The 22,118-nt window shown below is 75.0% G+C and carries 21 protein-coding genes; 5 read left to right on the forward strand and 16 right to left on the reverse strand.

The window, feature by feature from the left end; translation table 11 throughout:
• Window positions 1-45: 45 nt before the first annotated feature.
• The 6 genes from I4I82_RS08615 to I4I82_RS08645 form a co-directional block, all read right to left on the reverse strand.
• Window positions 46-921, reverse strand: coding sequence for a beta-1,6-N-acetylglucosaminyltransferase (locus I4I82_RS08615; RefSeq protein ID WP_218595613.1), 876 nt, complete (start codon window positions 919-921; stop codon window positions 46-48).
• 79 nt (window positions 922-1,000) lie between these two features.
• Window positions 1,001-2,737 (reverse strand): tyrosine-protein kinase domain-containing protein, encoded by a 1,737-nt coding sequence (locus I4I82_RS34390; RefSeq protein WP_218595614.1) that lies wholly within the window; start codon window positions 2,735-2,737, stop codon window positions 1,001-1,003.
• 137 nt (window positions 2,738-2,874) lie between these two features.
• The gene (locus I4I82_RS08630) at window positions 2,875-3,489 is read right to left on the reverse strand and encodes an arsenate reductase/protein-tyrosine-phosphatase family protein (RefSeq protein ID WP_218595615.1); all 615 of its coding nucleotides are present in this window, start codon (window positions 3,487-3,489) and stop codon (window positions 2,875-2,877) included.
• Between the two features lie 108 nt (window positions 3,490-3,597).
• Window positions 3,598-3,957 carry a hypothetical protein gene (locus I4I82_RS08635; protein ID WP_218595616.1) on the reverse strand — a complete coding sequence of 120 codons (360 nt, stop codon included), beginning with the start codon at window positions 3,955-3,957 and terminating at the stop codon, window positions 3,598-3,600.
• A complete protein-coding gene (locus I4I82_RS08640; protein ID WP_218593026.1) occupies window positions 3,954-6,731 on the reverse strand; it encodes an FtsK/SpoIIIE domain-containing protein in 2,778 nt (925 codons plus the stop codon). The genes I4I82_RS08635 and I4I82_RS08640 overlap by 4 nt, the downstream gene beginning before the upstream one ends.
• Window positions 6,732-6,743: 12 nt before the next feature.
• Complete coding sequence (locus tag I4I82_RS08645; protein WP_172158491.1) at window positions 6,744-7,004, reverse strand: hypothetical protein; 261 nt, start codon at window positions 7,002-7,004, stop codon at window positions 6,744-6,746.
• Between the two features lie 173 nt (window positions 7,005-7,177).
• Here I4I82_RS08645 and I4I82_RS08650 point away from each other — a divergent pair, with 173 nt between their 5' ends.
• Entirely contained in the window at window positions 7,178-8,464 is a 1,287-nt protein-coding gene (locus I4I82_RS08650; RefSeq protein WP_218593025.1) for an Nramp family divalent metal transporter, read from the forward strand.
• A gap of 18 nt (window positions 8,465-8,482) precedes the next feature.
• On the opposite strand, the gene I4I82_RS08655 is transcribed toward I4I82_RS08650, so the two are convergent.
• Together I4I82_RS08655 and I4I82_RS08660 are read right to left on the reverse strand one after the other, a co-directional pair.
• Entirely contained in the window at window positions 8,483-10,030 is a 1,548-nt protein-coding gene (locus I4I82_RS08655) for a multicopper oxidase family protein (RefSeq protein ID WP_226369947.1), read from the reverse strand.
• The gene (locus I4I82_RS08660; RefSeq protein WP_218593024.1) at window positions 10,000-10,386 is read right to left on the reverse strand and encodes a hypothetical protein; all 387 of its coding nucleotides are present in this window, start codon (window positions 10,384-10,386) and stop codon (window positions 10,000-10,002) included. Before I4I82_RS08660 ends, I4I82_RS08655 begins: the two co-directional genes overlap by 31 nt.
• A gap of 88 nt (window positions 10,387-10,474) precedes the next feature.
• On the opposite strand from I4I82_RS08660, the gene I4I82_RS08665 reads away from it, so the two are divergent.
• The gene (locus tag I4I82_RS08665; protein ID WP_218593023.1) at window positions 10,475-10,804 is read left to right on the forward strand and encodes a PadR family transcriptional regulator; all 330 of its coding nucleotides are present in this window, start codon (window positions 10,475-10,477) and stop codon (window positions 10,802-10,804) included.
• Window positions 10,801-11,475 (forward strand): permease prefix domain 1-containing protein, encoded by a 675-nt coding sequence (locus I4I82_RS08670; RefSeq protein ID WP_218593022.1) that lies wholly within the window; start codon window positions 10,801-10,803, stop codon window positions 11,473-11,475. The genes I4I82_RS08665 and I4I82_RS08670 overlap by 4 nt, the downstream gene beginning before the upstream one ends.
• A gap of 27 nt (window positions 11,476-11,502) precedes the next feature.
• Here the strand turns inward: I4I82_RS08670 and I4I82_RS08675 are convergent, their stop codons facing one another.
• From I4I82_RS08675 to I4I82_RS08705, 7 genes are all read right to left on the reverse strand, one after another.
• Entirely contained in the window at window positions 11,503-12,294 is a 792-nt protein-coding gene (locus tag I4I82_RS08675) for an MOSC domain-containing protein (protein ID WP_218593021.1), read from the reverse strand.
• A 2-nt stretch (window positions 12,295-12,296) separates the two neighbouring features.
• The gene (locus tag I4I82_RS08680; protein WP_226369948.1) at window positions 12,297-13,229 is read right to left on the reverse strand and encodes an ABC transporter substrate-binding protein; all 933 of its coding nucleotides are present in this window, start codon (window positions 13,227-13,229) and stop codon (window positions 12,297-12,299) included.
• A gap of 4 nt (window positions 13,230-13,233) precedes the next feature.
• Entirely contained in the window at window positions 13,234-14,004 is a 771-nt protein-coding gene (locus tag I4I82_RS08685; RefSeq protein ID WP_218595617.1) for an ABC transporter permease, read from the reverse strand.
• Entirely contained in the window at window positions 14,004-14,657 is a 654-nt protein-coding gene (locus I4I82_RS08690; RefSeq protein WP_218592085.1) for an ABC transporter permease, read from the reverse strand. The genes I4I82_RS08685 and I4I82_RS08690 overlap by 1 nt, the downstream gene beginning before the upstream one ends.
• A 16-nt stretch (window positions 14,658-14,673) precedes the next feature.
• Window positions 14,674-15,783: an ABC transporter ATP-binding protein gene (locus I4I82_RS08695; protein WP_218592084.1), complete on the reverse strand. Its 1,110-nt coding sequence runs from the start codon at window positions 15,781-15,783 to the stop codon at window positions 14,674-14,676.
• A gap of 117 nt (window positions 15,784-15,900) precedes the next feature.
• A complete protein-coding gene (locus tag I4I82_RS08700) occupies window positions 15,901-18,777 on the reverse strand; it encodes a putative bifunctional diguanylate cyclase/phosphodiesterase (protein ID WP_226369949.1) in 2,877 nt (958 codons plus the stop codon).
• Window positions 18,778-18,979: 202 nt separating this feature from the next.
• The gene (locus I4I82_RS08705) at window positions 18,980-20,176 is read right to left on the reverse strand and encodes an NAD(P)-dependent malic enzyme (protein WP_218592083.1); all 1,197 of its coding nucleotides are present in this window, start codon (window positions 20,174-20,176) and stop codon (window positions 18,980-18,982) included.
• Between the two features lie 233 nt (window positions 20,177-20,409).
• Between I4I82_RS08705 and I4I82_RS08710 the strand changes: the two genes are divergently transcribed.
• Together I4I82_RS08710 and I4I82_RS08715 are read left to right on the forward strand one after the other, a co-directional pair.
• Window positions 20,410-20,991 (forward strand): acid phosphatase, encoded by a 582-nt coding sequence (locus I4I82_RS08710; RefSeq protein WP_218592082.1) that lies wholly within the window; start codon window positions 20,410-20,412, stop codon window positions 20,989-20,991.
• Between the two features lie 11 nt (window positions 20,992-21,002).
• On the forward strand, window positions 21,003-21,500 hold the full coding sequence (locus tag I4I82_RS08715; RefSeq protein ID WP_226369950.1) for a GNAT family N-acetyltransferase: 498 nt from the start codon (window positions 21,003-21,005) through the stop codon (window positions 21,498-21,500).
• Here the strand turns inward: I4I82_RS08715 and I4I82_RS08720 are convergent.
• A complete protein-coding gene (locus I4I82_RS08720; RefSeq protein ID WP_218592080.1) occupies window positions 21,439-21,864 on the reverse strand; it encodes a hypothetical protein in 426 nt (141 codons plus the stop codon). The two genes, I4I82_RS08715 and I4I82_RS08720, sit on opposite strands and share 62 nt — an antisense overlap.
• Window positions 21,865-22,118: the final 254 nt, after the last annotated feature.

Below are 22,118 nucleotides of genomic sequence, written 5' to 3' on the forward strand. Positions count from 1 at the left end.
GGGTCGAGGGTCCGAGGGGGGCGGGGAGCGGGGAGCGGGGAGCGGTCAGCGGAGCCGGGCGTCGAGTGCGTCGAGCAGGTCGGCCGATCCGATGGAGTCGACCTTCCGCACGAAGTACTGCTCCGAACGCAGCACCGCGTCCAGGTCGGCGGAGGTCCGTATCCCCTTCAGCGAGTGGTCGACGTAGTGGTGGTTGCTGAAGTCGGCGGTGACCCGACCGGCTCGGTCCGCCAGGACCGGGTCAGCGGTCTCCTCCCGCCACCGGCTGTTCCAGAGCAGCGTCTGCAGGAAGGTCTCGTCGGGGGCCTGGGTGTGTCGGAAGGGCCCGGCCACCCCCGGTTCGGCCGCCATGCTGAGCAGGTCCTTCACGCAGTCGGCGGTGAGCGAGGTCCACTGGCTCCCTGCGACGGGGACCAGCGGGGCGAAGCTCGTCGCGCTCCGCCGCGGTGCCGCGGTGGCGATGCCGCGGCGCAGCGCGGCCCTCGCCAGGCGGAGCGGCCCGCCACCGGCGGGGATGGCGTCGAACAACCACCGCTTCGTCACCTGGCCGGCTGCGGGCGTCCCGTCGAGGAGCCGGGCGGCCCGGCAGTGCTGGCGGTGCGGGGCGTCCGCGAGGTGCGCGACGAACTCCGCGACGGGCCGGGCCGGGTAGCACCGGCCGGACAGCAGCACGACGTGGTCGAGCGGGTCGGCGATCGCCAGCGCCGCTGCGTAGAGCCGCGTCGTGGCGCGGACGACGGAGAAGCCGCCCCAGCGGACCGCGACCCGGTCGGTCACCCAGGTGGCCGACGGCAGCCGGGGAAAGGCTCCTACCGGTGACCGCGCGTCGAGGTGGACCACGATGGGATGGGGGGCGAGGCGCTCCACCAGTCGGGCGAGCAGCGGTGGGTCGTCGTGGGCGAGGATCCCGAAGACGGGCATGTCTGACCTCCTCTCCGGCTTCGCGAGTTCACGAAGGGGAAACGCCGGAGAAACATGGAACGCGGGGAGCGGACGGTGTTCAGGGAATGCGGTGGGGAATGGCGCGACCATTCGTGCGGGGAGTCGGTGCACCGTTCTTCGCCACGTGCCGGTTGGGTGCCGGCGCGGCTCGCGGTGACGACGACCGCTCCGTCGACGGTCGGTGCCGGGCGGGTCTCTCCCGTGGAGCCGGCACCAGTCCGGTGACGACGGGCACGGGAACCGTCGGCGGATCGGCCGCCGGTTCGGGCGGGCGGGCGGGCGGGGCGGGCTCGACCGATCGCACCCGGGTCGGGGGGCGGACGTCCCGGACCGGGGTGTCGGGCACGGCCGGCACCACCGCCCAGGTCGGCGGCGCCGGTTCGACCGGCGGGATCGCCGCGAACTCGGCAGGCCGGACCGGCGCGGCGCGCTCGGGCACCTCGTCGGAGCGGTCGGCGCCCACCTGGGTGTACGGCGGAGGCGCCGCGGCCTGCGGCGCCATGGTGAACACGGTGCCCAGCAGCGAGGCCGAGATCGTCTCCAGCGCGTCGCGGGCGGCCGTGACCTGCGCCGTACGGGTCCGGCGGTACCGGCACACGAGGATCGCCCCGTCCGTGGCGGGCGCCAGGACTGCGGCGTCGGTGACCGGTAGCAGCGGCGGGGAGTCGACCAGCACGTACTGGTAGGTCTCACGCACCTCGCGGAGCAGTGCCTCCATCTCGGCGGATGCCAGCAGCTCGCTCGGGTTGGGCGGGAGCGGCCCGGACGCCAGCACGTCGACGTCGCCCCCGGACCACCTCTGGATGGCACTGCCCACCGGCACCCGACCCGAGAGCACGGTGGTCAACCCGACTGCACCCTCCAGACCGAGCAGCTCCGCGACCTTGGGCCGCCGCAGGTCGGCGTCGACGACGAGCACCTTGTTGCCCGCCGATCCCAGCGAGATCGCCAGGTTGCAGACCGTGGTGGTCTTGCCCTCGCCCACCACCGAGCTGGTGACCACGATGACCTTGCAGGCACTGCCGACGCGGATGTAGCGCAGGTTCGTGCGCAGGTGGCGGTAGGCCTCGGCCTCGGGCGACCGCGGGGAGTCCCGGACCGCGAGCGGCCGGTCCCGCACCCGCGGGTCGAGTGCCACCGTTCCGAGGACCGGGGCCCGGGCGACGGCGGCGAGCTGCTCGACCGACTTGACCGAGGTGTCCAGCCCGTGCCGCGCCATGGCCGCCGCCACGCCCAGACCGAGGCCCAGGAGCAGGCCGACGGCGAGGTACACGGCGGGACCCGCGCCGGACGGGGCGCCGGGAGGCTCGGCGGGGTCGACGACCCGCACGCTGATCTCCGCCTCCCCGCCGCCCGTCGGACGCTCGAGGTCGTCGACCAGCGCGATGAACGCCTGTCCGACGGCGTTGGCGAGTTCGGCGGCCCGTACCGGCGAGCGGTCCTCGACCGCGATGCCGATGAGCACCGATTCGGGCACGCTCGTGGAGCTGATGCGCGAAGCCAGCGCGCTCGGGGTCTCCGAGAGGCGGAGGTCCTCGATGACGGTCCTGGCCACCCGCTCGCTGCGCACGAGCTCGACGTAGGACGTGACGCGCTGCTGGGAGAGCAGACCGCCCTGGTAGGCGGAGTCCTCCGCGGCGGACGGGCGCGCCGACACGTAGGTGGTGAGGGTGGCCGTGTACGCGGGCGGTCTCACCGCGGCCAGCGCCCCGGCAGCGGCGACGGTCAGGAGCACCACGGCGACCGCGGTCGTCCAGTGCTCCCGGAGCACCCGGAGGTACTGCCGCGGCGTCATGCGTCGGACATCGCCGGAATCCGCAACGCAGTCACCTCCCGCCTCCACCCGGTCCATCTGTGGACTAGTCCGCCGTTCGCGGCGTTTCGTTACCAGAAGTGGGCGGATACCGGAATTGATGCGGCAAAGGCGCGAAATCAGCGGCTGTTCGGACTAATGCTGCTGACGATCGACCACGTTGCGGTACCGATCGCGTCGGCGGCCCGACGATGGTCATCGCGGGTACCGCCGACCGGGTCGGGGATGTCATCGCTCCCGCGGTCACGCGCCGTCACCAGACCGCGGTGCACGCGAGCGAACTCGACCAGCTCGTGCGCACGGACCACCGGTGACCGCGACAGGGTCGAGGCGTCCATCGCCGCGGCCAGGCGGGCGAACTCCCGCAGTCCGAAGGTGACGGGCAGTGCCTCCGGCGTCTGCTCGACGACGGCGGCGCAGTGCCGGCGCTCGGCCCCGAGCACGAGATCGGCCCGGGTGACGTGCTCGGGCTGCAGCTGCGTCACCACGAAGGCCTCCGCCGGGGAGGACAGGCCCCGGGCTCGGAGCTCGGCCCGCGTCAGCGGATGCATCGACCGACGCTGCGGAGGCACCGCGACACCGGCGCTGGACACGACGAACCCCGCGGCGGCAGGTCCCAGCCGCTCGTGCAGCGCTGCCCGCATCATGATCTCGGCGGTCGGCGAGCGGCACATGTTCGCCGTGCACACGACGAGCAGCCGGAAGCTCTGCTCTGCCTGGCGGTGCCGACCCACCCGGGCATCCTGCCCCGTGCCGGCGGCCGGCCCGTCGGCAGGAGCGCGACGCGGGCGGGGCGGGGCGGGGCGGGCGTGTCGGGGTGGGCGGGCGGGGTGGGCGCGGCCTCAGCGGGGGCGCAGGCCGAAGCGCCGCCGCCGGGCCGCCTCCTGCAGCACCTCGAAGCTGCGGGTGGCCTCGGCGTCCAGCTCGTCCACCCGCGCCGGGTCGACGCCGGGGGCCGGGGCGGGCGGAGGGCGCAGGGTCAGCCACGACTCCTCCCACAGCATCTCCAGCGCCGCCTCCCACCGCACCGCCACGACCAGCCGGGTGAGGCCGGCGCGGGCGGCGGCCTCGCTCATCGCGTCGTGCTGGGCGACGCGGCGGTAGCCCAGCGCCGTGGCGCGCTCGGCGTCCTGCTCCCGCAGCTCCTGGGCGGCGCCGCTCAGGCCCTCCACGATGTCCTTGTACTCACGCGCCGCGCTCACGGCTCCTCCGACGACGGCACGATCACGACCTCCGGACGGGAGTGCTGGGCGCGGTCGTAGAACAGCCCGCGCCCGGGCCGCGGCGACCAGGACAGCATCATCCCCGGCACCAGCGCGCCGAGCTCGCTGCCCTGGACGTCGAGCGCCACCCACGCGCCGACGTCGTCGGGCGTCGCACTGACCGACAGCGTCGACCGCAGCCGCGCCACGCTGCGCCACCACCCCAGCACGTGCACACCGGTCTCCGGGCCCGACCGCAGCACCCGGCGCAGCGCCTCGATCCCCTCGCGCTCCAGCACCGGGTCCGCCGCGTCGGCGCCGAGCAGCACCAGCAGCACCGGACGCCGGGACGCGCCACCGAGCCGGGCGACCACGTCGGCGGCGAGCGCCTCGACCCGCGCCCGCACCCCATCGAGCGCGACGACCTCAGGCGCGTGCCCGGCGGCGGTGAAGCGGGCCAGCAGTGCGCGGGCGTCGGCCAGCAGCGGCGCGACGACGACGTCGACCGACCCGGGCGGGTACTGCCCGGCCAGCGACCCGGCCGCCGCCCCGATGACGCGCCCGGCGTCCTCGGCGTCGGCGCCGAGCACGGCGACGTTGCGGCCGGGGGTGTCGGCGAGCGCGGCCGTGGCGGGGCGCCCGGCCACGTCGATGCACTGCCCGAGCAGCGCCTGCGGCGGGCCGCCCGCCGGCAGCAGCGGCAGCAGGTCGGCCACGGCGGGGGCGCGGCTGCCGTCGAACAGCACGGGCTCCGGCCGGCCGGCGGACCAGGTCCCGTGCAGCACGCGCTGCACCTCGTCGGTCGTGCCGCGGGCGGTGGCGTCGGGGATGCGCACGACCTCGTTGCCGTGGCGGACGCCGGAGTCGTGGTTGACGATCGCGTGCCAGCGCGGGAGGTCCATCGCGGCCTCGTTGAGCTCGCCGAGCACCCGGCGCGCGCGGGGCAGCGCGATCCGCAGCACGAACTGCTCGAACACCGCGGGCCGCCCCCAGAACGCCTCGATGCCGGACACGTCCTGGCTGGCCAGCACCAGGTGGATGCCCTGGCTGCGGCCGCGCCGGGCGACGTCCTCGAGCAGCGCGGTGGCCTTCTTCGTGACGTCGTCGCGCTCGGCGAACAGGAGCTGGAACTCGTCGATGACGGCGACGATCCGCGGCCACCGCCCGTCGGGATCGGCCCCGCGCAGCTCCTCCAGCTTCGTGACCTCGTGGTCCTTGGCGGCTTCGGCGCGGCGGCGCATCTCGTCGGCGAGGAACTGCAGCAGGGCCAGCCCGAACTCGCGGTCGGTGTTGATGTTGACGCCGACCAGCCGGGCGTGCGGCAGCCACGTCGTGTCCCGGCGTCCGCGCGTGAACTGGGCGAACGAGACGCCCTCCTTGAAGTCCAGGAGGTAGAGCTCCAGCTCGTCGGGGTCGTACCGCGCGGCCATCGAGCTGATCATCGTCAGCAGCAGGTTGGTCTTGCCGGTACCGCTCGGACCGCCGATCAGGGCGTGCGGCGACTCGTCGGCCAGCACCACGTCCAGCGGCATCCCGTCGGCGAACCCGATCGGTGCGCGCAGCCCGGTGACCGACCGCTCGCGACCCCAGCGCCCGGGTCCGGGCAGCAGGTCGGCGAACGCGCGGGCGTGGCCGTGCTCGTGGGCGTCGGCGAGGACGTGCGCGGCGCGCGTGACGGCGTCGCGGGGCAGCGGCGGGTCCGGCACGACGACGACGTGCTCCCCCGTCATCGACGACGTCGCCGCGCCGCCGTCGTGCAGCCGCACCGTCTCGTGCGGTGCCTGCAGCGTGACCGGCACGTCGACGAGCACGAGCGAGACGCCGGACGCGAGCCCGCCGCGCGAGATGCGCTGGAGCTGCCAGTGGTCCTCGTCGGCGAGCGGGCGGCCGTCGCCCACCAGCACCGTGACGATCCACGGCTTGACCCGCGTGCCCGTGGCGGCGACGTGCGAGGCCAGCGTGGGGTGCCCGTCGATGAGCAGGCGGGTGTGCACGCGGCGGATCCGGTCGGACAGCTCCTCCAGCAGGTGGGAGAGCCGCCCGGGGTCGTGCACGGTGAGCAGGCCGCTGCGGGTGAGCGGGTAGAGGCCGGGGACGACGCCGGTGAACTGCCCGACGTCCCACACGTGCAGCCGCACGAGCCCGGGCGTGAAGTGGCTGACCACCCGCATCAGCAGCGTCTCGACGAGCGCCTCGGCCTGCGCCCGCCCGTCGCCGGTCGACGTGATCTGCAGGTGCGACTCGTCGAGCAGCGGCACCCCCACCGGCCACGTGACGGGCGGGGTGAGCGACTTGCCGGCGGCGCGGGTCGCCGGCCCGATCCGCGCCTGCCCGATCCGCCCCTGCCCGATCCGCCCCTGCCCGATCCGCCAGAGCCCGGGCACCTCCTCGATGCCGTCGGCCTTGCCGACCTGCCCCAGCCAGCGGCCCGGCTCCAGCCCGGCCGACAGCGGCGCCGCCCGCTCCAGGAGCTCCGCCAATGCGGCGGGCCCGGTGCGCAGCCACGGGTCGAACGCGGCGGCGCGGTCGGCCTCCACCCGCGCGACGACGTCGGCGAGCTGCGGGTTGGCCAGCGGCACGGCGAGCGCGGGGTCGGCGCGGGCGTCGTCGAGGCCCTCGGTGCGCAGCCACTGCTCGACGAGGGTCTCCGCGTGCGCGCGGACCGCCGCGTCCTGCAGGCCGTCGGCGGCGCCCAGCGCGGCCGCGAGCGCGCCGTGGAGCTCGTCGAAGGCCTCGGTGATCCGCTGCTTGCGGCCGGACCGCCCACCCACCATGGGACTAGGACCTCAGATGCCGGTCGCGTAGCCCTGCGCGGTCTGCGTCGCGGCCGTGACGGTGTGCTGCACCTCGACGATGTCCGACATCGCCTTGGAGAGCAGGGCGATCGCCTCGTGCGCGGTGTCCTGCGCGCTGGACTCGGCGGTCTGCACCGTGGCCGCGCGGGCGTCCGCCAGCACGTCGTGGGCCTGCTGCAGGTGCCCGAGGCTCTGCAGCGCGATCTCGGCGGCCCGGGCCATGCTCGCCCGGACCTCGTCGACGCTCGCCATCGTCTCCCCTCCCGTGGAACGGGGCCCCGCGGACGGCCCCGCCGACCCCGCGCGGACCTTAGCGCCCAGTGCACCGCACCCCGGACCGCCCCGCCACCGCGACGGGCCAGCAGTGGCCCCGGTCACGTCGCCCCGTTACCTTGCCCGCACACACGTCGACGGGGGCCGGAGCGATGACGAGCGGGGTCACCACCACACCACCGACGGGGCTCGGGGCGCGGCTGCGCCAGGTCGGGCCGGGCCTGCTCGCGGCGGCCGCGGGCGTCGGCGCGGGCGACCTGGTCGCCACGATGGTCGCGGGCTCCCGCTACGGCACCGCGCTGCTGTGGGCCGCGGTGCTCGGCACGGCGCTGAAGCTCGCGCTGGCCGAGGGCGTCGGCCGCTGGCACCTGGCCTCGGGCGCCACCCTGCTCGACGGCTGGCGCCGGATCGGCCGCCGGGCCACGGTGTTCTTCGGCGTCTACATCGTCATCTGGGGCTTCGTCTACGGCGCCACCGCGATGTCGGCGGTCGGGCTGCCGCTCAACGCCCTGTTCGGCGGGCTGTCGGTGCGCTACTGGGCGATGATCGCCGGCGTCGTCGGCCTGGGGCTCGTGTGGGCCCAGCGCTACGCGGTGTTCGAGAAGTTCATCACCGTGCTGGTGCTGATCAAGTTCGTCTCGGTCGTGTCCGTGGCCGTGCTGATCCGCCCCGACCTCGGTGCGCTCGCCGGCGGCCTCGTCCCCACCATGCCGGACGGCTCGATCGTCTACGTCCTGGGCCTGATCGGCGGTGTCGGCGGCACGATCACGATGGCCGCCTACGGCTACTGGATGATCGCGAAGGGCTGGCGCGGCACCGGGTGGCTGTCGGTGATGCGCCTGGACAACGCCGTCGGCTACGTCATGACCGGCATCTTCGTCGTCGCGATGCTGGTCATCGGCGCGGAGATCCTGCTCGGCCAGGACCTCGCAGCGGGCGACACCGGACTGCTGGTGCTGGGTACCGAGCTCGGGGCGCGCTACGGCGACTGGGCGCGAGTGGTGTTCCTCGTCGGATTCCTCGCGGTCACCACGACCTCGCTGCTGGGCGTGTGGAACGGCGTCAGCCTGCTGTTCACCGACTGGGTCCGCACGATCCGGCTGCCGCACGGGCGCGACGCCGACCCCACCGCCCCCGAGCGGCCCTACGAGGCCGGCGCCGCCGAGCGCAGCGTGCCGTTCCGCGGCTACCTGCTCTGGCTGACGATCCCGCCGATGGGGCTGCTGTTCTTCGACCAGCCCTTCGCGCTCACGCTGGTCTACGGCGTGCTCGGCGCGGCGTTCATGCCGTTCCTCGGCGGGACGCTCCTGATCCTGCTCAACGCGAAGCGGTTCGTCCACGACGGGCGCAGCGGCTGGCTGTCCAACGTGCTGGTCGGTGCCGCGGCCGCGCTGTTCGTCGTGCTGCTGGTGGCCGACCTGGTCAACCGCTTCGGCTGAGGCCCCCGACCGGGCTCGTCACACGGTGTGCACGGCGACCATCATCGCCATGTCCTCGTGCTCGAGGTTGTGGCAGTGCAGCACGTAGCGGCCGCGGTACCCCGTGAACCGCACCGCGACGTCGACGACCTCGCCCGGCCGCACGTCCACGGTGTCCTTCCAGCCGGCGTCGAACGCGCCCGGGCCGCCGCTGCCGCGGCGCAGCACCCGGAACGGGTCGAGGTGCACGTGCACCGGGTGGTGGACGGCGGTCACGAAGCGCCACACCTCGGTCTGCCCGAGCGGCGTCCCGTACCGCCGCGAGTCGGGGTCGAAGCCCTCCCCGTTGATCGTCCAGCCGCTGTGCCCGCCGGTGTCGCCGCGGAGGAAGGCGAAGGTGCGCAGCGGCGCCCCGGCCGGCACGGCCACCGGCTCGACGTCGGACAGGCGCTCGGGCACGGCGCTGTCGTCGCGCGCCGTCCGCACCACCCGGAACGCCATGACGTCGGCGGTGCGGCCCTCGCCGAGCGCGTTCGTCATCCGCACCACGGTGCCGACGGGCACCGCGGAGAGGTCGACGACCACGTCGAACCGCTCCCCCGGCGCGACGTCGAGGACGTCGTGGCGCTCCGGTGCCGCGAGCAGCCCGCCGTCGGACCCGATCTGCACGAACGGGATCCCGCCGTCCAGCACGAGCCGGTAGCGGCGGGCGTTGGAGGCGTTGAGGATCCGCAGCCGGTACCGCGCGGCGTCGGCCTCGTGCACCGGCCAGGGCGCCCCGTTCACCAGCACGACGTCACCGAGCACCCCCGCGCTCCACGCGTCCTCGACGCCGGGCAGCCCGCGCATCCCCTGGTCCAGCCCCGGGTAGGCGAACTCGCCGTCGGCGGTGAAGGAGCGGTCGCACAGCATCAGCGGCAGCTCGCGGTCACCGCGGGGCAGCGGCAGCGCGTCCTCGACGCCGTCGCGCACGAGGTGGAAGCCCGCGAGGCCGCGGTAGACCGCCGGGGCGGTGAAGTCCATGCGGTGGTCGTGGTACCAGAGCGTGGCCGCGCGCTGCGTCATCGGGTAGCGGTGGTCGCGCTCGCCCTCGACGACGTCGCCGGTCATCCGGTGGTGCCCCGTCCAGCCCTGCGCGTCGCCGACGGGCAGCAGCAGGTCGAGCGGCCAGCCGTCGTGCTCGGGCGGGGTGTGGCCGCCGTGCAGGTGCACGACGGTCGGCACCGGGAGCTCGTTGCGGTGGCGCACCACGACCTCGTGGCCGGACCGGCTCTCGATCGTCGGCCCGGGGAAGATCCCGTCGTAGCCGAGCACCGGCGTGCGGACGCCGGGCAGCACCTCCTGCTCGGCGACCCGCTGGGTGATCAGGTAGCGGCCCGGCGACACCGGCCGCGCCACCGGCGGCACCGGCAGCGGCACGCCGTAGGGCGCGGGCAGCGGCAGCGCGCTCACGAGCTGCCTCCCGGTGGAACCGGTCGCCGGCCCGCACCCGGCGAGCGCGGCACCGGCGGCGGCTCCGCCGAGCAGCGCGAGGAAGCGGCGGCGGCCGACCGGGCTCACCGGGACCGCCCCGCCGACGGGCTCCACGCCCAGACCGCCAGCAGCACCGACGCCGCGACGACCGCGACGCCGAGCGGCACGTGCAGGGCGAGGTCACGGGTGTAACCGACCCAGGCCTGGACGCCGATGGCCAGGAACAGCACCACCCCGGCCGGGACCACCCACAGCCGCCCGCGCCCGGCGATGGCGTAGAGCAGCGTGAGCACGACGAGCAGGAGCCCGGACACCGCGAGCAGGTTGCCGACCATCCCGTGCGCGGCGATCGCGTCGATGTCACCCGTGAGGTACCGCCCGGCCAGCACGGGCTGGGCGAGCACGGCCGCCAGGTGCAGCGTGAGCAGGAGGCGCAGCGGCCACAGGGTGAGCAGCATCGAGGTGTCCACACCGCACACGCTATGGGTAGCGGGCCTACTTGTGATCGGGGTTTCTCCCGGATGAGACCCGCACATCCGACGGGTAGCTTCCCTACCTGTGAAGCCCGATGCCGTGCGCGGTCACCTCGACGGCCTGATCCTCGCCGTTCTCGAGCGGGGTCCGCGCCACGGGTACGCCGTGATCGTGGCGCTGCAGACCAGCAGCGGCGGGGCGCTCGACCTGCCCACCGGCACCGTCTACCCCGCCCTGCGGCGCCTGGAGCGCTCGGGCCGGCTGTCCGGCTCCTGGAGCACGGTCGGTGGGCGCGAGCGCCGCACCTACACGCTCACCCGCGCCGGCCGCCACGCGCTGGCGCTGCAGCGGGCCGAGTGGGGCGAGTTCCGCGCGGTCGTCGACGCGGTGCTGCGGCCCGGGGAGGCGGGATGACCGGCGCGCTCCACACCCGCGTGCTCGACGCGCACGCCGCGGCGCTCGCCGCCGTCCTGCGAGGCCCGCGCGGGCTGCGGGACGACGTCGTGGCCGAGGTGCGCGACGGGCTGCACGACGCGGCCGCCGCGCACCGGGCCGCGGGCCTGGGCGACGTCGAGGCGGCGGAGCGCGCCGTCGCCGAGTTCGGGTCGGTCGCCGAGCTCGCCCCGCAGTTCCAGGACGAGCTCACCACGGCCCAGGCCCGGCGCACCGCGCTCGTCGTGGTGGTCCTGTTCCCGGCGCTGCTGCTGGGCTGGGACCTGCTCTGGGCGGCCGGGGTCGGCTGGCCCTCGTCGCCCTCGCCGGTGGTGGGGGTGCTCGCGCGCGGCCAGGACGTCGCCAGCGCGGTGATCACCGGAGCGGGCCTGGTCCTGCTCGCGGCCACGCTGCGGCGCGGGATCCGGCCCCGGCCCCTCGCGGCCGCCACCGCCGCGGTGGCGCTCCTCGGCACGACGGCCTGCGTCGCCACGGCGGTGGTGATGAACCTGGTCAACGGGCCCGCGACGGCCGCGATGCTGGCGAGCAGCCCGCTCGCGGGCCTCGCGTTCGCGGTGACCGCGGTGCTGGCGGGCACCGTGGCCACCTCGTCGGTCCGCACCCCGCGCCTGGTGCGGGCCCGCCACTCCTGAGGACGGACGGGCCCGACCGGGCAGCGGCTAGACCAGCTCCACCACGTCGCCCGTGCGGACGGCACCGCCCGCGGCCACCTCCGCGTAGGCCCCCGCGCACGGCAGCACGCCGAACCCGGTGACCTCGACGCGGTTCTGCTCCATCGGCCCGCGCACCGCGTGCGGGGCGCGGGGCAGGTCGCCGTGCTCCAGCGTCGGCACCGAGCACCGCGGGGTGGGCAGCGTCAGATGCAGGCGCACGTCACCGATCACCAGGTCGCGGCCCAGCCACGTGTTCTCGACGAACGGGGCGGTGCCCGGCGGCGTCGCGATCACGAGGTTGGGCCGGTACCGCAGCGCCTCGACGCCGAGGTGGTCGAGCGTGGCCGTGGTGACGAGGTGCAGCGGCGAGTGGTCGACGAACGACCCGCCGGGAGTGCCCTGCGCGATCTCCAGGGTGGCCGCCTCGACCTCGGCCTCGACGCCGTGCTCCAGCACGTCGAGAGGGTCGGGGCGCTCGACCGTCGCCCCGTCCGGCCGCTGCGCGACCAGGCGCACAGGCCGGCCGAGGAACGCCGACAGCTCCCCGTCGGCGTCGGAGCCGACGATCTTCCCGTCGGGGAGCGTGATCCGCACCCCGGCGCCCTCCGGTTCGGCCGAGCACTGCAGCAGCGTGCGCCACAGGCGCGGGTGCTTGGCCGTGGCCACCCGGCCGGTGACGGCGTCGACCAGCGCGAGCGCGCGGTCGCCGTCGGCCCCGCCGGGGCCCAGCTGCAGCTCCTCGACGTCGACGCCGAGCATGGACTTCACCGGGTAGCGCCGGAGCGCGAGGATCCGCACGGTCAGACGAGGCCCTTCTCGGTCAGCCAGGTCGTCGCGATCTGGGCGTCGGTCTGGGTCTGCTCGCCGATGATGACGTTGAGGGCGAGCAGCTCCTCCTGGCTCAGCGCCGCGGAGACGCCGTTGAGGGCCTCCTCCACCTGCGGGGTGACCTTGCCGGCGTTGATCAGCGGCACGATGTTCTGCGCGGGGAAGTTGTTCTTCGGGTCCTCGAGCGTCACGAAGTCGTTGGCGGGCAGCGCCGGGTCGGTCGTGAACAGGTCGGCGCCCTGGATGGTGCCGTCGGCCAGCGCCGCCACGGTCAGCGGGCCGCCGGTGTCGAGCGGGGTGAAGCCCTTGAACTCGCAGCCGTAGTTCTCGCGCATGCCCTGGATGCCGTAGGAGCGCTCCTGGAACTGCGTCGGCCCGCCGAACTGGATGGTCGGGCAGAGCGGCACGACGTCCTCGATGGAGGTCAGGTTGTTGGCCTCGGCGAAGGCGCGCGTGACGGTGAACGCGTCCTTGTTCTCCGCGGCGGCCTGCTCCAGCAGCGCCAGCTCGGGCGGCAGCGCCGACTGCAGCGCGGCGTAGACCTCCTCGGGCGAGGACTCGGTGGCCTCGGGCACGACGTAGCGCAGCAGGTTGCCGTTGTAGTCCGGGACGACGTCGATCGAGCCGTCGAGCAGGGCCGGGTAGTAGGTCTCGCGCGAGCCGATGGCGAAGCGCCGCTCGACGGTGACGCCCTTGGCCTCCAGGGCCTGCGCGTAGATCTCACCGAGGAGCTGGTTCTCGGGGAACTGCTCGGAGCCCACGCGGATCACGTCGGCGGGCGCGGCGGCCTCGCCGCCACCGGCGAGGGGGTCGCCGTTCCCTCCGCCACCGCCGCCGCAGGCGGCGAGCAGCAGCATGCCGGCCAGTCCGGCTGCGATCGTGGCACCCAGGCGAGTCGTCTTCACGGGGTCAGCTCCTAGCGAGTTCGGGTTCGGGGGTGGAGCGGGTCGGGGTGGGAGCGGCGGGAGCGGGCTCCGACGGCGGGGCCGCGGCGCGGCGCCCGGTCGAGGCCGACGTGCGCAGGCCGGGCGAGACCACCAGGCGCTGCACGCCGGCGAGCACGGCCTCCGCGGTGAGGGCGAGCGCGGCGATGAGGAGCGCGCCGGCCGCCATCTGCGTGTAGTCGCGGACGCCGAGGCCGTCGATCAGGTAGCGGCCGAGGCCGCCGACGCCGACCAGCGCCGCCACCGCGGCGGTGGCGATGACCTGCAGCGTGGCCGTGCGCAGCCCGCCGATGATGAGCGGCAGCGCGTTGGGGAGCTCGACCTTGGTGAGGATCTCGCGCTCGGTCATGCCCATGCCGCGGGCGGCGTCGACGGTGGCGCGGTCGACGTTGCGGACACCGGCGTAGGTGCCGCCGAGCAGGGGCGGGATGGCCAGCACGACCAGCGCGATCGTCACCGGGGTGAGGCTGACTCCGCCGCCGAACGTGACGAGCAGCAGCACGACGCCGATCTCGGGCAGCGAGCGCATCCCGTTGGCCACGCCGACGACGGCGAAGCCGCCGCGGCCGGTGTGCCCGACGTACGCGCCGATCGGCACGGCGATGAGCACCGCGATGACCAGCGCGACGCCGCTGTACTGGATGTGCTCGAGGATCCGCGTCGGCACGCCGGTGGACCCGGTGAGGTTCGACGGGTCGGCGAACCAGGCGAGGACGTCGCTCACGAGGGCGCCCATCAGCGCGACCCCCCGGCGCCGACCCACGGGGTGGCGAGCTTGCCGACCAGCACGAGCAGCGAGTCGAAGATCAGCGCGATGACGAAGATGAGGACCGTCCCGACGAGGATGGAGGTGGACGAGCCGCGCAGGAAGCCGTCGGTGAGGAAGTAGCCCAGGCCGCCGATGCCGATGAGGGCGCCGACCGCGACGAGGCTGATGTTGGTGACGGTGGCGACCCGCAGCCCCGAGATGAGGACGGGCAGCGAGAGCGGCAGCTCCACCTGCGCGAACCGCCGCGCGGGCTTGTACCCCATCGCGGTGGCCGCGGCGACGACCATGCCGGGCACCGCGGCGAGCGCGTCGGCGACCGAGCGCACGAGCAGCGCCACGGTGTAGACCGACAGCGCGACGACGACGTTGAGCGGGTCGAGGATCTGCGTGCCGAGGATGCCGGGCAGCACGATGAACAGCACCAGCGACGGGATCGTGTAGAGCAGCCCCGCGGCCGGCACGAGCACCGCGCGCGCGGCGCGGGACCGGTTGGCCAGCCAGCCCACCGGCACCGCGACCACGAGCCCGATCAGCACCGGGACCAGCGCCAGCAGGAGGTGCTGCACGATCGCCGGCCCGAGCCGGTCGGCGTTGGCCGGGATCCAGCTCCAGTCGATCACGGAACGATCCGGGCGCTCACGCCGCGTCCTCGTGCTTGCGCGCGGTGGCCAGCGCGGTGAGCACGTCGTCGGCGCGGACCGAGCCGACGACCGCGCCGTCGCCGTCGACGGCCACCCCGAGCCCCGAGGGCGACGACAGGGCGGAGTCGAGCGCGCCGCGCAGCGAGTCGGCGGCGGTGTCGTAGAGCGACCCGCCCGCCACAAGCTCGTCGGACGTCGACGGCAGCGCCGCCCCGCCGTTGACCTGCACCCAGCCCAGCGGCTTGCGGGCGTCGTCGACGACGAGCGCCCAGCCGTCGCGCGCGGCGGCGCGGACCTGGTCGGCCCCCGCCCCGAGGGACACGGTCGGCAGCTCGCCGACGGGCAGCCCCTCGGCGGGCAGGAACCCGAGGCCGCGGTAGCCGCGGTCGCGCCCCACGAAGCCGTCGACGAAGTCGTCGGCGGGGCGGGCGAGCAGGTGCCCCGGCTCGTCGTACTGGGCGAGGATGCCGCCGGTGCGGAACACCGCGACCTTGTCGCCCAGCTTCACGGCCTCGTCGATGTCGTGGGTGACGAAGACGATCGTCTTGCCCAGCTCCGCCTGCAGGCGCAGCAGCTCGTCCTGCAGGTTCTCCCGGACGACCGGGTCGACCGCGCTGAACGGCTCGTCCATCAGCAGGATCGGCGGGTCGGCCGCGAGTGCGCGGGCCACGCCGACGCGCTGCTGCTGGCCGCCGGAGAGCTGTGTCGGGTAGCGCTTGGCCATCTCCGGCGAGAGCCCGACGATCTCCATCAGCTCACCGGCGCGCGTGCGGGCCTTCGCCTTGCTCCACCCGAGCAGCATCGGCACGGTGGCGATGTTGTCGAGGATCGTGCGGTGCGGGAACAGGCCGGCCTGCTGGATCACGTAGCCGATCCCCCGGCGCAGCTGCGCCGCGTCCCCCGACATGATGTCGGCACCGTCGATCAGGATCGTGCCACCTGTCGGCTCGACCATGCGATTGATCATCCGCAGTGACGTGGTCTTGCCGCACCCGGACGGCCCCACGAACACCGTGATGCCGCCGTCGTCCACGGTGAGGTCGAGCGCGTCGACCGCCACCGTGCCGTCGGGGAATCGCTTGGTCACGCCCCGGAACTCGATCATCCGAGGGACCCCCTGTCCAGCAGGAACCGCTTGCCGGTCCCCGTGAGAGCAGAAGGCTAACCCGACCGGTCGTGACCCCGCGACCGTTGTGATGAGCCTGAGATTCTGCGGACACCCTCAGCCCGCGAGCGCCGCCGAGGCCGCGGGGGTGGCCAGGCGGCCGCCGGCGAAGACCTCGCGCAGGCGCTCCGCGGGGAGCGGCCGGGCGAACAACCAGCCCTGGTAGGCGTCCACGCCGATGCCCCGCAGCACGTGGAACTGCTCGGCCGTCTCGACGCCCTCGGCCACCGTGGAGCGGCCCATCGCCCGCGCCATGTCGACGACGGCGCGCGCCACCGCGAAGGCCGCGGGGTCGTCGGCGACGCCCGTGACGAACGCGCGGTCGACCTTCACCGTCTGCGCCGGGAGGTCCTTGAGCCGGGCCAGGGAGGAGTAGCCGGTGCCGAAGTCGTCGACGGCGAACCGCACGCCCCGGTCGACGAGCTCGGCCATCGCCGCCAGCGCGTGCGGCGGCAGCGCCACCAGGCTCGTCTCGACGAGCTCCAGCACGAGGTGGTCCCAGTCCAGGCCCGAGCCGGTGACGATCTCGTCGACGACGGTGAGGAAGTCGGCGTCGCCGGGCAGCAGGCCCGCGAGGTTGACCGCGACCGACGGGCGGCGCCCGCGGTGCTCGGGCCACGACGCGGCCTCGGCGCACGCGGTGCGCAGGACCCACAGGTCCAGCTCGCGCAGCAGCCCGCTGCGCTGCGCGACCGGCAGGAAGTCGCCCGGCGGGATCACCCCGCGCTCGGGGTGGTGCCAGCGCACGAGCGCCTCGGCGCTGGTGATCGTGCCGTCCGGGGCGACGACGGGCTGGTACTGCAGCACCAGCCCGGTGCCGGTGATCGCGGCGCGGAGCTCGGCCTCCAGGGCGAGCGCCTGCGTGGCGGAGCTGACGACGCCGTCCGTGGCCATGCCGATCCCTCCGCGGCACTGCCGCCGCTTGGCGTCCTGCATCGCGACCTCGGCGAACCGCAGCAGGTCCGCCGCCCGCACGTCGCCGAGCGGGACCGGCGTCGCCAGCCCCACCGACGCCGTCATCTGCACCGGCTGGCCGTGCACCGTGATGGTGGTGCGGAGCAGGTCGGAGACGAGGCGCGCGAGCTGGTCGGGCCCGCCCACCTCCGCGTGGTCGGCGCAGATGACGACGAACTCGTCGCCCGAGAGCCGCGCCGCCGTGCAGCCCACCGGCAGCTCGCGCTGCAGGCGGCCCGCGAGCGAGACCAGCAGGTCGTCGCCGACCTCGTGGCCCAGCGAGGAGTTGACGCGCGAGAAGTCGTCGAGGTCGCCGCAGACGACGGCGACGCGGTCGCGCGCGGCGCCGGCCAGCAGGGCGTCGACCAGCGACAGGCAGGCGGCGCGGTTGGGCAGGCGGGTCAGCTCGTCGACGGTGCCCGCGCTGCGCAGGAGCTCTGCGACCCGGCGGCGCTCGCCGATGTCGGTGCAGGCCACCAGCCAGAACCAGCTGCCGTCGTCGGCGGTGGAGACCGACGCGCTGACCTCGCACCACACCGTCGTGCCGTCGGCGCGCAGCAGCGGGGCGGCGTCGACGCGGTAGCCGTGCCGGGCGCCGGGCGCGACGGGCCGCAGCCAGCCGGGCAGCGCCGCGCGGTCCGGGCCGAGCAGGTCGAGCGGGCCCTCGGCGGTGAGGTCGGCCGCCGAGACGCCGCGCAGCGCGTCGAGCGGGACGTCGAGCAGCGCGCACATGTTGGCGTTGGCGTCCGTCACGACGCCGTTCGGGTCGATCATGGCGACGCCCGAGGGCACCATCTCCATGAGGTCGGCGAAGCGCCGCCCGGCGTGGCGGACGCGGTCCTGCGCCTGCCGCTGCTCGGACAGGTCGCGCACCACCCCGACCAGGCGGACCGGCACGCCGTCGGCGGAGGTCTCGACCTCGGCGCGGCAGCTCAGCAGCCGCTCGCCGGGCAGGCGCAGCTCGACGTGGTGGTCGGTGGCCGCGCCGCCGCCGCGCAGGCCGCGGCACAGCAGGGCGACCTGCTCGCCCTCGACCGGGCCCTCGATGCCCTCCGGCTCGACCCCGGCCGACCGGTAGAGCTCCAGCAGCGTCTCGCTGCGGTGCAGCGTGGCCGTGGCCAGCTCGTAGCTCCAGGTGCCGACGCCCGCGAGGCGCTCCAGCTCGGCGACCCAGCGGCGGTCGACGCGCTGCTGCTCGGTGTCGCCGCCCTCGGGCAGCTCGACGAGTACGACGGCGCGCAGCTCGCGCCCGGGCAGCTCCCAGCGCACGACCCGCACCCGCACGAGCTCGCCGTCGGGACGGACCAGCCGGGCGTCGGCGTCGGGCCCGACGACGAGCTGCGGGAGGCGCAGGCCGAACAGCCCGGCCTCGGCCTCGGCGGCGTTGCCGGCGGTGCCCGCCCGCCCGCCGACGCGCCCGGCCAGGCGCAGCAGCGGGGCGTTGACGCGGACGATCCGGTCGTCGCGGTCGCAGACGAGCGCGGGCGCCGAGGGCAGGGAGACGATCTCCGGCCCGCCGACGACGCCGCCGCCGGGCAGCGGCCCGCCCAGGTCCGACGCGCCCCGGCCCGCACCGAAGACCGCGGTGCGCAGCGCCGGGAGCGCCGGCGAGCCCTCCGGGTCGGTGCGCTCGTCGGGGTCCAGGTCGTGCAGGTCCGTCATCGAGGTGCCGTTCTCCCCGGCCGACCCGGGGACGGCCTCGACGGCCCGGCGGCCGGAGCCGTCGGCTTCGGGGAGGCGGTGCGCGGCGACCCGCGCGGCGGACCCGGACGCGGCGGGCGAGGGCTCGGGGGTCTCGGCGACGGCCCGGCCGACCGCCCGGGCGAACTGCGCCCGGTCGGCCGGCACCGCGCCGCCGAGGACGGCCTGCCGCGCGCGGCGCAGCTCGGCCCGCGCGACGGCCTCACCGGCCCCGTCGTCCGCACCGCGCGACCCGCTCGACGGGCGGCCGGCGCCGGTCCGGTCTCCGAGCTCGTCCACGGGCACTCCCACCGTCACGCAATGTTGGTCACTCGTCACAACGACGCAGGGACGCACCCGATCCGGGTCTTTCTCCCGATCGGCCTACGCCGCCCCGAGTGAGTGATCACCAAAGCCGGTACGCAGAGTGACGGCGGGTGACACAGGAGCACGAACCTCCAGGCAGCAGGCCCAACTGGAGGTCACTCCGAGTCAGCTTCGCTCAGAGGTCGATCTGGGCGGCCTCGGAGACCGCCTGCGACACGGCGGGCGCGACACGCGGGTCGAACGGGCTCGGGACGATCCGGTCGGGCGCCAGGTCGTCGAGCGCGACCGCCGCGATGGCGTCCGCGGCGGCGAGCTTCATCGCCTCGGTGATCCGTCGCGCGCCCGCGTCGAGAGCCCCCCGGAACACGCCCGGGAAGGCCAGCACGTTGTTGATCTGGTTGGGGAAGTCGCTGCGCCCGGTGGCGACGATCGAGGCGTAGCGGCGGGCGACGTCGGGGTGCACCTCGGGGTCGGGGTTCGACAGCGCGAACACGAACGCCCCGGGCGCCATCAGCGAGAGCAGCTCCTCGGGCAGGCGCGCACTGGACAGGCCCACGAACACGTCGGCGCCCGCGAGCGCCTCGGCGGTGGCGCCGGACAGCCGCCGCGGGTTCGTCACCTCGGCCAGCGACGCCTTCTCCCCCGCGACGCCGGGGCGGCCGGGCAGCAGGATGCCGCGGGAGTCCAGGACGGTCACGTCGGTGGCGCCGGCGGCCAGCAGGATGCGCGCGCACGCGACGCCCGCGGCCCCGGCCCCCGAGATGACGACGCGCAGGTCGCGCAGCTCGCGGCCCTGCACCGTGCACGCGCCGCGCAGGGCGGCGAGCAGGACGATCGCCGTGCCGTGCTGGTCGTCGTGCATGACGGGGCAGTCGAGCGCCTCGACCAGGCGCCGCTCCAGCTCGAAGCAGCGCGGCGCCGAGACGTCCTCGAGGTTGACCGCGCCGAAGCTCGGGCGCAGGCGGACGAGGGTCTCGACGATCTCGTCGACGTCGGTGGTGTCGAGCACGAGCGGGATGGAGTCGAGCCCGCCGAACGCCTTGAACAGCGCCGACTTGCCCTCCATCACCGGCAGCGAGGCGCGCGGGCCGATGTCGCCGAGCCCGAGCACGGCCGTGCCGTCGCTGACGACGGCGACGAGCCGGCTCGTCCACGTGTAGCGGGAGACCAGCGAGGGGTCCGCGGCGATGGCGCGGCTGACGTCGGCGACGCCCGGCGTGTAGGCGATCGCCAGGTCGCGGGCGTCGTCGAGCGGGGTCGTCAGGCCGGTGGAGAGCTTGCCGCCCAGGTGCGCGGCGAACACGTCCTCACGGGTCGGGGCGGGGTCGGACGCGGACGCGGGCAGGGGTGTGGACACGGCGGAGGAACTCATGGGAATGCACTGCTTCCGGTTGCGGGGCGCTGGATCGCCGTGCACCGGAGGGCGGGTGACTGCCCTGTCGCGGTGCCGGACGGCCTCCCGCGGATCACGCGCTGCCGGGATGGAGCGGCGCGGACCGACGGGGTTCGGCTGTCGGGTACACCCGGGATCCTAGAGCGTGGGACGCCCGCCGTCTGCGTCGTTCGCGTCACGCCCCGCGGTGCCCGGCGCACTACCGTGGCCCCATGACCGGTCGGGTGCACCTGCTGCGACACGGTGAGACGGAGTGGTCGCTCTCGGGCAGGCACACCGGTCGCACCGACATCCCCCTCACCGAGCGCGGGCGCGAGCTCGCGGTCGCCGCGGGCGAGCTCGGCAGGCGGCTGATCGACGGCGCGCCCGCGCTGGTGCTGAGCAGCCCGCGCAGCCGGGCCGTCGTCACCGCCGAGCTGGCCGGGCTCACCGTCGACCGCGTCGACGAGCGGCTCGGCGAGTGGGACTACGGCGACTGCGAGGGCCGCACGACGCCGCAGATCCGCGAGACCGTCCCGGACTGGACGGTCTGGACCCACCCCTGCCCGAACGGCGAGACCGCCGAGGAGGTCGGGGCCCGGGCCGACGCGGTGCTGGCGCAGGCCCGGGAGGCCGGCGGCGACGTCGTCCTCGTCGGGCACGGCCACTTCTCCCGCGTGCTCATCGCGCGCTGGATCGGCCTGCCCGCCACCGAGGGCGTCCGGTTCACGATGGACGCCGCCGCCTGGTCCGTGCTGGGCGACGAGCGCGGCGTGCCGAGCCTGGTGCACGTCAACCTGCGGGCGGTGGCGTGAAGGTCCGGCCCGTGCAGCCCGGCGACGTCGCGGCCGTCGTGGGACTGGTGCACGAGCTCGCCGCCTACGAGCGGGAGCCCGACTCCTGCCTGCTCACCACCGACCAGCTCACCGCCGCCCTGTTCGGCCCCTCACCCGCGCTGTTCGGGCACGTGGCCGAGGTCGGCGGCGAGGTCGTCGGCTGCGCGCTGTGGTTCCTCAACTTCTCCACCTGGCGCGGCGTGCACGGCGTGTACCTCGAGGACCTCTACGTGCAGCCCGCCCACCGCGGCGCGGGCCTGGGCCGGGCCCTGCTCGCCACGCTGGCCGGCGTGTGCACCGAGCGCGGCTACGCCCGGCTGGAGTGGTCGGTGCTGGACTGGAACGCCCCGTCCGTCGCCTTCTACCGCGGGCTCGGGGCGCACCCGATGGACGGCTGGTCCACCTTCCGCCTCGACGGCGACGCCCTCACCGCCCTGGGGCGTCCGGCAGGTCCAGGCCCATCGACCACCCCCGCGAGCGCTCGCTGATCAGCAGCAGGAACGTGGCCACCACCAGCACGCCGGTGCCGATCCCGAGGACGAGCTGGCGCGACGGGCCGATCAGGGAGTAGACGACGGGCAGCAGCAGCAGCTGCGTGACGATCGCGGGCGTGCGCGCCCATCGGCGACCGGTGACGAGCCCGACGCCGACGGCGACCAGCGCCAGGCCGATCACCGCGAAGTAGGCCGACTCCCCCAGGACGAAGTCGACGGGAAGGTCGGCCGATCCGGCGCGGAGCGCCAGCAGCACGGCGAAGACGACGGCGGCGAGCCCCTGCAGGGCCACCGACACCCCGGCGAGGCGCACCTGAGGGGGTGGACCGGCAGGTGCGGGGGGTTGTTCTGGCCTCACGGCACCGAGGATAGGACCCCGACCGGGTGGTGACGTGCAGTTCCCACGCGTACCCGGTGAGCGACGAGTCGTCGTGCGAAAGACGCTTCTCGTCGCGTCGAGCGGTCCGGGTCACCCGTTTCGGGGACGTCGACGGTCCATTCACCGATCACGGCGGACCGTCGAGCCGATAAGGGCTCGCACCAGGGCAAACGAGAGCGCACTGTAGGCACCGGACAGGCGAGGGACCCGCAGCCACCACGGTGTCGGCAACC

The organism is Pseudonocardia oceani (assembly GCF_019263585.2).
In the GTDB taxonomy this organism is placed as follows: Bacteria; Actinomycetota; Actinomycetes; order Mycobacteriales; family Pseudonocardiaceae; genus Pseudonocardia; species Pseudonocardia oceani.